The sequence below is a fragment of the Sphaerisporangium sp. NPDC051011 genome (genome assembly GCF_040653595.1).
Lineage (GTDB): Bacteria > Actinomycetota > Actinomycetes > Streptosporangiales > Streptosporangiaceae > Sphaerisporangium.
The window spans coordinates 205018-219033 of the sequence record NZ_JBFAGG010000005.1 but is presented as its reverse complement, the minus strand read 5'-3'; the positions used below and the strand labels follow the sequence as shown (position 1 = coordinate 219033).

The following is a 14016-nucleotide window of genomic DNA, read 5'->3' as shown; positions in this document are numbered from 1 at the left end:
CGGGTCTCAGCGGCGCGGGCGCGCGGCCGGGTTCGCTCGCGTCAGGGAAGCTTCCACTCGACCGGGGCCGCGCCCTGCTTCTCGAGCAGCTCGTTGGCCCGGCTGAACGGGCGGCTGCCGAAGAAACCGCTGCGCGCCGACAGCGGGCTCGGGTGGGCCGACTCGACGGCGGGCACCTGGCCGAGCATCGGCTTGAGTGAGCGGGCGTCGCGGCCCCACAAGATGGCGACCAGCGGGCCGCCCCGGGCGGCCAGCGCGTGGATCGCCTGCTCGGTGACCTCCTCCCACCCCTTGCCGCGGTGTGAGGCCGGCTTGCCCGGCGCGACGGTGAGCGCCCTGTTGAGCAGCAGCACGCCCTGTTCCGTCCATGGGGTCAGGTCGCCGTTGGAGGGCTGCGGGTAGCCGAGGTCGGCGGTGTACTCCTTGTAGATGTTCACCAGGCTGCCCGGCAGCGGACGGACGTCCGGCGCGACGGAGAAGCTCAGGCCGACGGCGTGACCGGGAGTGGGGTAGGGGTCCTGCCCGACGATGAGCACGCGCACCTGGTCGAACGGCTGCTGGAAAGCCCGCAGGACGTTCGCGCCCGCGGGAAGATATTGCCTGCCCTCGGCGATCTCCTGCCTGAGGAAGTCGCCGAGCGCGGAGATGCGCTCGGCGACGGGCTCCAGGGCGGTTGCCCACCCGGATTCGACGACTTCGTTTAATGGACGTCCGGTCATGCCGGGATCCTAGCCGTGACGACCGACAACCGGACGCGAACTCAGTTGAGCTGGAAGTGCGCGAGCAGCAAATCCATCTTGCCGTCCACCCCGGCCAGGTCGGCCTTGACCTCGTCGAGTTCGGCTCTGGTGGCCATCGTGCTCTTGATCTCGCCGACCTCGGTTCGGAGGTCGGCTACCTGCGACCGTAGGTCGGTGACACCTGCCTCGACGCCGATCATGCGCTTGCGGAGGTCGTGTACCTCGGTGATCAGGTCATCCTGCGCCGAACCGAAGTGTTCGAGCCGGTTGTAGATGCAGCGAATGAGATCGCTGTGCTCTGTGACGATCACCGAGTTTTGGTGCGTCTTCTGCGCCCACTTCGCCATGAGGGAGCGGAGGTCACTCAGTTCGTAAGCCGGGACGGTCACGGTGGGGGGAGGAAATTCATCGACCATGCGCGTAATCATACAGTCACAGGGAGTGGTCAATGCACTCCTCGGGCGTGAATGCCGGGTGCCCGTCTGCCCCCGCGAGACGGGCACCCGTGCGGACTACTTGACCGAGCCCGCGAGCAGGCCCTGGACGAAGTAGCGCTGGAAGGAGAAGAAGAGCACCAGCGGGATGATCAGCGACAGGAAGGCTCCCGGCGCGAGGATGTCCACGTTGGTGCCGAACTGCCGCATCTGTGACTGCAACGCCTTGGTCATCGGCTGCGAGCCGGTGTCGGCGAACACCAGCGCGATGAGCAGGTCGTTCCACACCCACAGGAACTGGAAGATGCCGAGCGAGGCGACCGCGGGCTTGGCCAGGGGGAACACCACGGTAGCGAAGATCTTCCACTCCGCCGCGCCGTCCATGCGCGCGGCCTCCAGCAGCTCCTTGGGGATGCCGACGAAGAAGTTGCGCAACAGGAAGATGGCGAACGGCAGCCCGAAGGCCGTGTGGAACAGCACCACCCCGGGGATCGAGCCGAAGATTCCGAACGCCCCGTACATCTTGGCGATCGGGATCAGCGCGATCTGGACGGGCACCACCAGCAGCGCGATGACCACCAGGAACAGCGCGTCGCGTCCGGGGAACTCGATCCAGGCGAAGGCGTACCCCGCCATGGCCGCGAAGCCGATGACCAGGATCGTCGAGGGCACCGTGATCGCCACGGTGTTCCAGAACGACGAGGTGAACCCGCTCGCCAGCAGGTTGCTGTAGTTCTCGAACGTGAGCTGCGCGGGCTTGGTGAAGAACGTCCACCATCCGCTGGAGTTGTTGTCGGCGTCGTCGCGCAGCGAGACGACGAGCAGCCCGAGCGTGGGGACCAGCCAGAACAGGCCCAGCACGATCAGGACGACCTGGACCAGCCCGCCCCCGACCCGGTCGGCCACCCGTGACAGGACTCCGCGGCGGAGCGTGCCCGCGCCGGGGCTCGTGCGGGGCGCGGTGATCGTCGTCATGCCTGCTCCCTCCGGAACCGCCGGATGTTGATGGCCATGAACGGCAGCACGAGCACGAGCAGGAAGATCGCGAGCGCGCTGCCCAGCCCCTGGTTGCCGCCGCCGCCGAACGAGACGCGCCACATCTCCAGCGCGATCACGTTGGCCTGCGGCTGCACGGATCCGGGCGCGATGATGAAGACGAGGTCGAAGACCTTGAGCGTGTTGATGATCATCGTGACGAGGACGACCAGCAGCACCGGCGACAGCAGCGGGATCGTGATGCGGCGGAACACCTGCCACTCGGTCGCGCCGTCGATGCGCGCCGCCTCCAGGGCGTCGCGCGGGATCGCCGACAGCCCGGCCGCGATCAGCACCATCGCGAAGCCCGCCCACACCCAGATGAACGCGCCGATGATGGCCGGCGTGATCAGCGTGGGCCCGAGCCAGGTGGCGCCGGAGAACGGCTGGGCGAAGTTCTCCTGTGGCAACCGCACCTGGTACGACCCGGCGGGCAGCCCGCTGAAGTGGAAGGTTCCGTCGGCCGCCGTCGTCGTGGTCGCCTTGACCGCGCCTCCGGCGACGGCCTCGACGGTGATGTCCGGCATGCCCTTCTCGGTACCGTCGATCTCGTTGACCGTGCCGCCGCCCGGGGTGAAGTCGAGCCACACCGTGCCCGACAGCTCTCCGGCCGCCTGCGCCTCCTTGGCCGCGGCGGCGCCCGAGGGCAGCGCCTCGGTCTTCAGGCCGACCAGCGGGATCAGCACCTGGCTCCCGGCCTGGGCGGCCTGCTTGGTGACGACCGCGCCCTTGTCCACGACGGCGGGCGCCTGGTCGTTCTCGCGGGGCCGCGCGCCCGGGTAGCCGCTGCTGGACGCGAACACGTCGTGCACCGAGGTGATGATGGCGTTGGCTACGCCGCGGTCCGGGTCCTGCTCGTAGACGAGCCGGAAGATGACGCCCGAGGCCAGCAGCGAGACGGCCATGGGCATGAAGACGACCAGCTTGAAGGCGGTCGCCCAGCGGACGCGCTCGGTGAGCACCGCGAACAGCAGGCCGAGCACGGTGACCAGGCTCGGCGCCACGACGACCCAGATGAGGTTGTTCCTGATCGTCGTGAGCGTGGCGGAGTCGCTGAAGATGGCCGCGTAGTTGTCGACGCCGACGAACGTGCCGCCGCCCGCGTCGTACAGGCTGCGGAGGAGCGAGTAGATGATCGGGTAGACCACCCAGGCGCCGAGCAGGACGAACGCCGGGAGCAGGAAGAAGAGGGCCACCTTGGGGGAGGGGCCGAGGTCGCCCGACCCGGAGTACCCGGCCTTGCGAGCGGCCGGGCCGGTCGCGAGGGCGGGAAGCGCGGTGTCGCCGGTGGTGACGTCGCCCAGGGCCGGATGGGTCGCCGTGCCGGTCTGGGGGTTCTGGGGGGTCTCGTCTGGTCCGGGGGAGGCCCCGCGGGCGACGTCGCCGTCGCCGCGCGGGGTCTGCGGGCCGTCCAACCGTTCGGTCACGGCCGCCGTCCCTACTTCTTCCAGGCCTTCGCGGCGTCGGCCTCGAGCTTCTCCTGGATGCCCTTGACGTCCTGGGGGTTGCGCAGGAAGTCCTGGAGGTGCTTCCACTCGCCCTTGCCGTCGGTGCCGCCGAAGGCGCTCGGCGCCAGGTCCGACATGTCGTACCGGACGGCCTCACCCGCGGAGATGATCGTCTGCGCGAGCTGCTTGGTCAGGGCGTCCGGGTAGTTGTCGGGCGAGACGTTGCGGTTGGGGGAGAGGTAGCCGGGGCTCTTGGCCCAGACCGTGCCGCCCTCGGCGGAGGCCAGGTACTCCAGCAGCGCCATCGCGCCCTTGGAGTCCTTCATCGCGACCGCGACGTCGCCGCCGAGCACGACCGGCGGGGTGTCACCGGCCGGGGGGAACGGCATGATCTTGGCGTCCTCGCCGACCTTGGCGCCGGACTGGACGGCCGAGACGGCGACGAAGTCGGCCTCGATCACCATGGCGGCCTTCTTCTCGCCGTACACCTGGGTGACGCACGTCGGGAAGTCGGTCTGCAGGGCGCCTGAGGAGCCGCCGACCATGAAGTCCTTCTTGGAGAAGATCTGGGCCAGCTTCTCCAGGGCCGTGGTCACCGACGGGTCGGTCCACGGGATCTCGTGCTTGGAGAGCTTGTCGTAGTTCTCCGGGCCCGCGCTCGACAGGTAGACGTTCTCGAACAGGTCCGTCAGCGTCCAGCCGGAGGCGGCGCAGAGGGCGAACGGGGCCGTCCCGGAGTCGGCGAGCGACTGGGCCGTTTTGCCGATCAGGTCGTCCCACGTTGTTGCGGGCTGGGCGCCGGCGTCGTCGAACGCGGGCTGCCGGTACCAGATCAGCGACTTGTGCGCCGCCTTCACGAGCACGCCGTACACCTGGCCGCCCGCCGAGCCGAGCTCCTTCCAGTACGGGGTGTAGTTCTGGTCGATCTGCGCCTGGACCTCGGTGGACAGCGGCTTGAGCGCGTTCTGCTCCGCGTACTGCTGGACGAGGCCCGGCTGCGGCAGGATCGCGACGTCCGGCGGGTTGCCGCCCTGGATGCGCGGGCCGAGATACGCGCCGGTGTCCTCGCCGGTCGAGGCGTAGGTGACCTTGGCGCCGGTCTTCTCCTGGAAGGCGTCGAGCACCTTCTGGAAGTTCTTCTGCTCGTCGCCCGTCCACTTGGCGGCGACCTCGAGGGTGGTGCCCTCGAGCGGTTTCGCCGCTGGCGCGCTGCTACCTCCGGCGGAGGCCGACGGCGACGAACCGGTGTCGTTCGACTGGCCGCTACACGCGGCGGCCGCGAGCATCAGCCCGGCCACCACCGCAGTCGTCTTGACACGCATGGTGCTACCTCCTGGTGAAGCCCCCGAAATGTGCGAATGGAATATCGAGAAGGGATGAAAAGGGATGCGGGATGAGAGCGGGGGGATCGCCCCCGCCTATGGGGTGCGAATGATCTCGCCGAGTTCCTGCTTCAGGGCGGCGACGGTCTCGTCGCTCGGTTTCCTGAAGTCGAGCGCGTCGGAGACGGCACTCGACATCGCCAGGCTGACCTGGTCGTAGTTGGAGCTGGCCGGTCTCGGCCGCGCTGACATGATGCTCTCTTTGAGCACGGGCAGATATGGATAACGCTTGATCAGGGCGGGGTCGTCGTACAACTCCGACCACACCGGGGGGAAGGAGCCGTCGGTGAGCACGCTGCGCTCGTTCTCCAGCCCCGTGAAGTAGCGGATGAACTCCAGCGCCGACTTCTGGTGCTTGGAGTACGCGCTGATGGCGAGGTTGTTGCCGCCGAGCGAGCTGGACCCGGGCCCGTGCAGGCCGGGCAGCCGCGTGACCGCGAACTTCCCCGCGAGGGCGGACCGCGTGGCCGGGCCGTAGGCGTGCGGCCAGTTGCGGGCGAACAGCAGCTTGCCCTCCTGGAACGCCAGGCGGGACTCCTCTTCCTTGTAGGTCAGGGCCTCCTGAGGGATCCACCCCTCGCGCAGGCCGTTCACCAGGAAGTTCAGCCCGGTCGTGGCCGTGCCGAGGTCCATGGTCACCCTGGTGCCGTCCGGGCTGAGGATCTGGCCGCCCGCCGACTGCACGGCCTCGGCGAAGTTGACGGTCAGGCCCTCGTACGGCAGGAACTGGCCGGCGTAGCCGTCGAGCTTGTACTTCTTGCCGAGGCGCGTGGCCTGGTCGCGGAGCTCGGCCCAGGTCTTGGGCGGCTTGAGGTGCTCGCGGTCCAGGATGTCCTTGCGGTAGTAGAGCAGCCCCGCGTTGCTGGTGTAGGGCACCGCGTAGAGCTTGCCGTTGTACGTGGCCGTGTCGACGACCGGGGGGAGGAACCGGTCCAGCTTGAACAGGCCGCCGTCGAGCGGGACGATCCAGCCGGCGTCGGCGAACTCCGCGGTCAAGACGACGTCCAGGCCGAGCACGTCGTAGCGGTCGCTCCTGGCCTGCAGGTTGGCCACCATCTGCGCGCGCTGCTCGTCGGCGGCCTCCGGGAGCTCCAGCAGCGTGACCGGTTCCTTGGGGTGGGCGCGGTTCCACTTGTCGATCAGGGGTTGCAGGTAGGCGGTGGTGTCCCGCCCGGTGGCGAAGGTCATGGGGCCCGTGCCGTCCGCGCTTCCGGCCTGGCCTCCCTCGCGCTCCCCGAGGCCCGCGCAGCCGCCGAGCAGCAGTGCCGCCAGCAGCAGGGGGGCGAGGGGCCGCACGTGTCCTCCGGATTTTGTTTGGGTTACATGCGTGTTATGTAGATGCATGCATGTTATGCATAGCGGTAAGGTGACCGTCAACGGATAACCGCGTAACGCTCAGGTAACGTGAAGCCCGAGGAGGTGGGGCGTGCGGCTCTCGCTGCTGGCGCTCCTGGCGAAGGAACCTGCCCACGGGTACGAACTGAAACAGGCGCTCGAGCAGATATTCGGCAGCGCCTATCCCTCGCCCAACATCGGGCAGATCTACGTCACGCTCGGCCGCTTGGAGAAGGACGGCCTGGTGCGCGGCGTCGACGTCGAGCAGTCGAACCGCCCGAACAAGAAGGTCTACTACTGCACGGCCGCCGGACGCGAGGCCCTCGACGAGTGGGCCGAGTCGCCGTCAGAGGGCCCGCGGGTCAGGGACGAGTTCTTCATGAAGCTCGTCCTCGCCCCCATGACGGGCATCGCCGACCGTATGGCGCTGATCAACAGGCAGCGCCGTCATTACCTCGCTATCATGCGCGATCTGGTAGAAGTCGCCGAGCAGACCGACCAGGACAACCGCGCGGCGCATCTGCTGATCGAAGGCGCCATGCTCCACCTCCAGGCCGACCTCGACTGGCTGGAACGCTGCCAGGAAGAGCTGGCCTGATGCGGTAGAAAAGTATGAAAAGTGGTGATCGAGCCCCGTGAGCCCCGCCAATGAGCCCGGCACGACGAGCGCTGCCGTCCAGGCCGTCAACCTGGTGAAGGTCTACCAGACCGGAGGGCTGCCGGTGCACGCCGTGCGCGGCGTCGACCTGCGGGTGGACCGGGGCGAGTTCGTCGCCATCATGGGGCCGTCCGGGTCCGGCAAGTCCACGCTCGTCCACATGCTCGGCGGGCTCGACAGCCGCACCAGCGGTGAGATCTGGGTGGACGGCAAGCGGGCCGACACCCTCAACGAGAGCGGCTGGGCCATCCTGCGCCGCCAGAAGATCGGCTTCGTCTTCCAGTTCTTCAACCTGGTCGCCAACATGACGGTCGCCGACAACGTCGAACTGCCCGCCCTGCTCGGCGGCTCGTCCCCCCGGCACGCCCGCGAGCGCCGCGAGTACCTCCTGGGCGAGCTCGGCCTCGTCGACAAGGCCGACGCCTCCCCGGCCCAACTCTCCGGCGGCGAGCAGCAGCGGGTGGCGCTGGCCCGCGCGCTCGCCAACCAGCCCCAGGTCCTGCTCGCGGACGAGCCCACGGGCAACCTCGACAGCCGCAACACCAAGGACGTGCTCCGCCTGCTCGGCCAGGTTCACCGGCAGGGCCAGACGATCGTCATGGTCACCCACGACGCCCGCGTCGCCGGCCTCGCCGACCGCGTGGTCACCCTCCTGGACGGCATGATCGTCGACGACGGCGCCATCGCCGCGCCCCGCCGCCGCACCAAACCCGGCGCCGGCGACGTCGTGGAACTACGCGGATGAGTGTGTGAGGGCGCGCCGGTGCTCTGGAGGAGGAGGGAGGAAGGGTGAGGAACGAGCCCTTCCGAGTGACGACGGAAGAGCGCCGGCTCAAGGGCGCCCTCACACCGCGCGAACGGAGAGAGCGCAATAGGCAGGGTGAGCGCCATTAACACGGCGGAGAGACGCTGGATCAAGGCCGATCTGCTGGCGCGGCGCGGCCAGGCGGTGCTGACCGTCCTGGCGGTCGCGGGCATCGTCGGGGCGCTGATCACCGCCGCCACTCTGCTGGAGGACGGCACCAACCCCTGGCGCGGGCTGTTCACCCGGGGCAACGGCGCCCACGTCTGGATCCACACCAAGGACGCCCCCAACCCCGCGACGCTGAAGGCCCTGGACGGCGTGACCGACGTCGCGGGCCCGTACCGCAGCGCCCCCGCCACCCTCGTACAGGACGGCAAGAAGACCCCGGTGGCGCTCCAGGAGATGCCCGCCGCGCTCCCCGCCGTAGGACGCCCCATCGTCCGCGAGGGCGGCTGGCTGGACCCGGACGTCCCGGCGGGCGTCGTCGTCGAGCGCTCGTTCGCCAAGGCCCTGGGCCTGCGCCCCGGCGCCTCCTTCCCCGTCATCGGCCTGAACGGCGCCGACCACGCTCTGACCGTCGTCGGCCTCGCCGAGAGCGGCGACCAGGGCTTCTACCCCGAGTGGACCCCCGGCCTGGCCTGGACGCTGTCGACCACCCTCCGGCAGGTCGAGCCCGCCCTCGGCCGCAGCGAAGCCGTCACCGGGCTGCGGCTGGCCGACCCGGACGCCACCTCGCTCATCGTCCAGCGGACCATCACCGCCCTGGCGGGGCAGGTGCAGCGGGCGACCACCTGGCGCGAGGTCCAGGCGTCGATGGAACTCGACAACCGGCTCCTCGGCGTGATGCTCGCCCTGTTCGGCGTGGCCGGGCTGGTGGCGGCGGCGCTGGCCATCGCCAACGCCGTGGGCGGCCGCGTGCTCGCCCAGCAGCGCGACATCGCGACGCTGAAGTCCCTCGGCTTCACCCGCCGCCAGGTCGTCCGCATGCTGGTCATCGAGCACGGCTCGCTGGGGCTCGCGGGCATCGCGCTCGGCGTGCTGTGCGGCCGGCTGATCACGGCGTACACGCTCGCCGAGACGGTCGTCGTCCCGCTGTCCTCGGCTCCGCTGGTGGCGATCACCTTCGGCGCGGTCCTGATGGTGCTGGTGGCCGTCTGGCTGCCCGCCTGGAGCGGCGGACGCACCCCGCCGATCCCCGCCGCGCCGTCCGCGCCCCCGCGCGGCCACCTGTCGCGCATGGCCCGCGTCGCCCTGCTCGTACGGCTGCCGCCCGCGCTGGTGCTCGGCGCCCGGGACGCCTTCACCCGCAGGCTCCCGGCCCTGCTGACGACGTTCGGCCTGGCGATCCCCATGATGATGATCACCATCGGCCTGGGCTGCTGGGCCACGCTGGACGCGTTCCGCAGCCATCCCGAGCAGGTCGGCCAGGCCGCCGCGCTGACCGTGCGTTCCGGCAACCTCACCTCCGACGCGGCCAACCGGCTCGTGCTCGGCAACCCCGACGTCGTCGCGTCCTACCCCGGCACGGAGGTCGACACCGTCGTCCCCGGGCAGACGCGCACGGTCCGCACGCGGGCGCTCGGCACCGTCGCCGACCCCTACCCGTTCTCGGTCGTCGAGGGCCGCATGTTCCGCGAGCGCGGGGAGGCCGTGGCGGGGCAGGGCCTGCTCGACCTGCTGAACGTGCGCATCGGCGACCGCACGCGCCTGACCATCGGCGGCACCCCGCTGATCGTCCAGATCGTCGGACGGGTGCTGGAGCCGGAACAGGACGGAGAGGTGCTGTCGGTCGCGCTGGACAGCCTGGCCCCCAAGGACGCGCTGCCGCCGCAGTTCTTCGGCGTGGTGCTCCGGCAGGGGGCCGACCCGGCGGTCGTCCATGCCCGCCTGCAGTCCCAGGGGCTGGAGGTCACGCAGGCCGTCAACCTCGCCGACCGGCTGTCGGTCATCCGTGTGATCATCGTCCTGCTGGTGGTCGTGCTGGCGCTGCTGGGCCTCGCGACCATGCTCACGGCCAGCGCGCTCGGGCTGCGCGACCACGCCCTCGACCTGGCCGTGCTCAAGGCCATGGGCCTCACGCCGCGCCAGGTCATGGCGACCCTGGTCACCGGCACCGGGCTGCTCGTGGTGCTCGGCGTCGGCGCGGGGGCGCTGGCCGGGGCGGCGGTCTCGTCCGGGCTGATCGACCTGCAGGGCGCGGCCAGCGGCATCGGCGCGGGCATCGGCCGCGCGCCCGGGGCGGCGACGCTGCTCGTCGCGGTCCTCACGGCGGTCGGGGCGGCGCTGCTGGTCGCGCTGATCCCCGCCCGCAAGGCCGCCCGCGCCCGCGTCCCGGTGACCCCCCGCTAGAGGCCACCGGGATCTTCCGGGCGTAGTACGACCGGGCTCAGCGCTCGCTCAGGAGAACCGGCTCAGCGCTCGGTCAGGGAGAACCAGTAGAACCCGTGGCCCGGCAGGGTCAGCAGGTACGGCCGCTCGCCGATCGCCGGGAAGGCCACGTCGCCCCGGCACTCCACCGGCGTGAGGCCGGCGAACCGCCGCAGGTCCAGCTCCACCGGCTGCGGGTGCCGGGAGAGGTTGTTGACGCACAGCATGCGGTCCTCGCCCTCCTCCCGGACGAACGCCAGCACGGCGTAGTTCGGCGACCACAGCTCGGTGTACGCGCCGGTGCCGAACACCGGGTGGGCGCGCCGCACCTCCAGCATCGTGCGGGTGAAGTGCAGCAGCGACGAGCTGTTCTTCTGCTGCGCCTCGACGTTGACGGCCTGGTAGCCGTAGATCGGGTCCATGATGGCCGGCAGGTACAGACGGCCGGGGTCGCCGCCGGAGAAGCCCGCGTTGCGGTCCGGGCTCCACTGCATCGGCGTGCGGACCGAGTCACGGTCCTCCAGCCAGATGTTGTCGCCCATGCCGATCTCGTCGCCGTAGTACATGACCGGCGACCCCGGCATGGACAGCAGCAGCGCCGTGAACAGCTCGATCTGGTCGCGGTCGTTGTCCAGCAGCGGGGCCAGCCTGCGCCGGATGCCGAGGTAGGCCCGCATGCGCGGGTCCTTGGCGTACTCGGCGTGCATGTAGTCCCGCTCTTCCTCGGTGACCGTCTCCAGCGTCAGCTCGTCGTGGTTGCGCAGGAAGATGCCCCACTGCGCCGTGTCCGGGATCTTCGGCGTGCGGGACATGATCTCGGAGATCGGTTCGCGCGACTCCCGCCGCACGGCCATGAAGATGCGCGGCATCAGCGGGAAGTGGAACGCCATGTGGCACTCGTCCCCGCCCGTCGTCGGATCGCCGAAGTACGCGACCACGTCCTCGGGCCAGCCGTTCGCCTCGGCGAGCAGCACCCGGTCCGGGTACAGGCGGTCGACCTCGGCCCTGACGCGCTTCAGGTAGGCGTGGGTCTCGGGCAGCCCGGAGCAGTCGGTGCCCTCACGCTCGAACAGGTACGGCACCGCGTCCAGGCGGAAGCCGTCGATGCCGACGTCGAGCCAGAACCTCAGCACCTCCAGCATGGCGTCCTGCACGGCCGGGTTCTCGTAGTTGAGGTCCGGCTGGTGGTGGAAGAACCTGTGCCAGTAGTACTGCCCGCGCACCGGGTCATAGGTCCAGTTCGACTCCTCGGCGCCGACGAAGATGATCGGCGCGTCGGGGTAGCGGGTCGGGTCGTCGGACCACACGTAGAAGTCGCCGTACGGGCCCGTGGGGTCGTGCCGGGAGGCCTGGAACCACGGGTGCCGGTCGCTGGTGTGGTTCATCACCAGGTCGGTGATGATGCGCAGGCCCCGCTTGTGCGCCTGCTCGATCAGCTCCATGAAGTCGGCCAGGTTGCCGAACTCCTGGAGGATCTTCATGTAGTCGGCGATGTCGTACCCGCCGTCGCGCAGCGGCGACTCGTACAGGGGAAGCAGCCACAAGCAGTCGACGCCCAGCCACTGCAGGTAGTCGAGCTTCTCGATCAGACCGCGCAGGTCGCCGGTGCCATCGCCGTTGGAGTCACGGAAGCCCCGGACCAGTACCTCGTAGAAGACGGCTCGCTTGTACCACTGGGGGTCGGACGAGACGAAGTCCTCGGAAACCGATTCCGGACATGATTCCGGGCATGGTGAAGCGCTCATATGGTTCGCTCGCATTGGGAGAGTAGGGCATGCAAACGGAGGGGAACGCGCCTATGGAGCCGTCATCCCTGCGGCTACCGCCCGACGCCGTCACCGAAGGGGTAGCGCGGTGCGCGGCGGCGTGTTTCAGCGCTGTTTCGCGGAAGACTAGCAGGCCATTAGGGCCATCCGGAGACGATCAGCGCTCGTCTCCCCGACGCCAACCGCGTAATCGCCCGCAGTCCGGGCTTTGCTCACGTAAAGGCGTGAACACGCACGGTGCCGAGCGCTGGTGGAGGGAACGTTTCACGACGCGGCCTCCCACGGAGGTGTGAGGTCCCCGAGCACGTCCTCGTAGTCGGTCAGCCAGGAACCGAAAAGCACCAGGCTGCGCAACCAGAACCGCGAGTTCCACGACCCGAACGCCGTCAGCCCGTCCGGCCCCTGGGAGATCGCCTCCAGCATCGGGGCGGACATCAGGCTCGGCACGGCCGCGGCGACCTTGCGCAGCATCCGGTGGTTCCACTCCCGGGCCGCCGGGCCCGCCGAGCGCAGCGGCACCCGGCGGTGCGGCAACGCGCCGTTCGTGGACGGCAGCGACGCCACCTTCGGGTTCGCCGCCCACAGGATCTCCCGGTAGAACCGGCCGCCCTCCTTGCGCTCCACCGGCACCGACAGCGCCGCGTCGAAGAACTCCGGGTGAAGGAACGGGAAGACCGGCGTGACCTCGGGGCCGACCAGGTTCACGGGCGAGCGGGCGATGCCCCGGGCCGTCCGGGTGTGCAGCACGCTCAGCGGGAGCTCCGACCTGTGACCGCGCAGCATCGACGTGGCCTGCGCGAACGCCGACCCCACCCGGTCCTCGACGAAGGCGAGCGCTTTCTCCGACAGCATCGGCATGTGCGGCTCGCCCGTGGACAGCGCGGCCAGCAGGGCGGTCTGGCGGTCGGCGGAGGTCCCCGCGCCCACGGCGTCCGCGGTGATCAGGAAGTTCTTCATCAGAGGCCCGCCCGCCAGGCCGTCCACGACCGGACGGCCCGCGGCGTGCACCTCGCGTGCGAACGGCGAGTACCAGGCATGGTGGCTGGTCAGGTACTCCAGCCTGCGCGCCGCCCACCGCGCCTCGTCGGGGAAGGCCGCCGCGTCCTGCGGGACGATCCGGTGCGGGATCTCCAGCACGCGGGTCACCATGCGGGCGAAGTCGATGTCGTTGTCCAGGCCGTCGTCCGGGCTGGTCGTCCACGATTCGACGTCGATCCGGCGGGCCTTGGCGACCGACGCCAGCAGCCGCGAGTCATACCCGCCGCTCACCGGTACCAGCAGCGGCCGGTCGTCGTACGGCTTCAGCGCCTCGTGCAGCAGCGCCACGATGTCCCCGGCCGTGACCCCGCGGTCGAACGGCTCCTCACGCACCCAGCGCGGCGTCCGCCTCTCCACGGTGATCTTCCGCGCGGTCCGGCACCAGACGAGCGCCGTCGAGCCCGGCAGCCTCCTGACCTGCTTGTACGGTGTGGCCTCCAGCAGGGGGTAGGTCAGCTTGAGGATCGCCGCCCACGCGTCCCAGTCCACCTCGTACGGCCTGCGCGCCAGCGCCAGCAGCGGCTCGATGTTCCCCGCGAAGTAGACCGCGTCCCCCTCGGCCAGGTAGTACACGTCGATCAACCCGAACGCCCCGGTGTGCAGCGTGACGGCGTGGGCCTCGTCGATCAGCCCCGGAGCCTCGTAGGTCTCCGCCACCGCGAGCCAGGGGAGGGGCCTGTCCGGTCCCCGCTCGGCCCAGGCGAACCGCGTGGTGCCGTTCGCCGAATCGGGCGCGCCCGCGGTCCGGTCAGGGGCGGGGGCGCTCGCGTACGGGACGAGGTTCGGAGCATCGGCCGTCAGCGTGGAGGTGCTCGCGTACGGGACGAGGGGCGCGGAGCCGAACAGAGCCGCGCCGGGGGACCGGTGGACCTCGCGCACCGACGGGCCCGCCTGCGCCAGCACCGCCAGCCGTGCCGGGTCGTAGCCTCCGATCGCGCCGCACACGTACGGCCGCGCCTGGTACTCCGGCCACTTCCCCTTGCGCACCGGCCTTCTCCCCTCAGCGCC

General features: G+C 70.1%; 11 protein-coding genes. 3 read left to right on the top strand and 8 right to left on the bottom strand.

Annotated elements, in window-relative coordinates; all coding sequences use genetic code 11:
- Window positions 1-41: 41 nt before the first annotated feature.
- From AB0H21_RS13870 to AB0H21_RS13845, 6 genes are all read right to left on the bottom strand, one after another.
- Window positions 42-719 (bottom strand): uracil-DNA glycosylase, encoded by a 678-nt coding sequence (locus AB0H21_RS13870; RefSeq protein ID WP_358515965.1) that lies wholly within the window; start codon window positions 717-719, stop codon window positions 42-44.
- 41 nt (window positions 720-760) lie between these two features.
- A complete protein-coding gene (locus AB0H21_RS13865) occupies window positions 761-1156 on the bottom strand; it encodes a hypothetical protein (protein WP_358515962.1) in 396 nt (131 codons plus the stop codon).
- Window positions 1157-1252: 96 nt separating this feature from the next.
- A complete protein-coding gene (locus AB0H21_RS13860) occupies window positions 1253-2149 on the bottom strand; it encodes a carbohydrate ABC transporter permease (protein ID WP_358515959.1) in 897 nt (298 codons plus the stop codon).
- Entirely contained in the window at window positions 2146-3636 is a 1491-nt protein-coding gene (locus tag AB0H21_RS13855; protein WP_358515956.1) for a sugar ABC transporter permease, read from the bottom strand. Before AB0H21_RS13855 ends, AB0H21_RS13860 begins: the two co-directional genes overlap by 4 nt.
- A gap of 11 nt (window positions 3637-3647) precedes the next feature.
- The gene (locus AB0H21_RS13850) at window positions 3648-4979 is read right to left on the bottom strand and encodes an ABC transporter substrate-binding protein (protein ID WP_358515953.1); all 1332 of its coding nucleotides are present in this window, start codon (window positions 4977-4979) and stop codon (window positions 3648-3650) included.
- A 96-nt stretch (window positions 4980-5075) separates the two neighbouring features.
- Window positions 5076-6335, bottom strand: a complete 1260-nt coding sequence (locus AB0H21_RS13845; protein ID WP_358515950.1) for an ABC transporter substrate-binding protein — start codon at window positions 6333-6335, stop codon at window positions 5076-5078.
- Window positions 6336-6465: 130 nt separating this feature from the next.
- Between AB0H21_RS13845 and AB0H21_RS13840 the strand changes: the two genes are divergently transcribed.
- From AB0H21_RS13840 to AB0H21_RS13830, 3 genes are all read left to right on the top strand, one after another.
- The gene (locus tag AB0H21_RS13840; protein WP_358515947.1) at window positions 6466-6972 is read left to right on the top strand and encodes a PadR family transcriptional regulator; all 507 of its coding nucleotides are present in this window, start codon (window positions 6466-6468) and stop codon (window positions 6970-6972) included.
- Between the two features lie 37 nt (window positions 6973-7009).
- Complete coding sequence (locus tag AB0H21_RS13835; RefSeq protein ID WP_358515944.1) at window positions 7010-7777, top strand: ABC transporter ATP-binding protein; 768 nt, start codon at window positions 7010-7012, stop codon at window positions 7775-7777.
- A 135-nt stretch (window positions 7778-7912) separates the two neighbouring features.
- Window positions 7913-10186 carry an FtsX-like permease family protein gene (locus AB0H21_RS13830; protein ID WP_358515942.1) on the top strand — a complete coding sequence of 758 codons (2274 nt, stop codon included), beginning with the start codon at window positions 7913-7915 and terminating at the stop codon, window positions 10184-10186.
- A gap of 62 nt (window positions 10187-10248) precedes the next feature.
- Here the strand turns inward: AB0H21_RS13830 and treS are convergent, their stop codons facing one another.
- Both treS and AB0H21_RS13820 read right to left on the bottom strand, forming a co-directional pair.
- Entirely contained in the window at window positions 10249-11949 is a 1701-nt protein-coding gene (gene treS / locus AB0H21_RS13825; RefSeq protein WP_358515939.1) for a maltose alpha-D-glucosyltransferase, read from the bottom strand.
- Window positions 11950-12234: 285 nt separating this feature from the next.
- Window positions 12235-13995, bottom strand: coding sequence for an asparagine synthetase B family protein (locus AB0H21_RS13820; protein WP_358515937.1), 1761 nt, complete (start codon window positions 13993-13995; stop codon window positions 12235-12237).
- Between the last annotated feature and the right edge of the window lie 21 nt (window positions 13996-14016).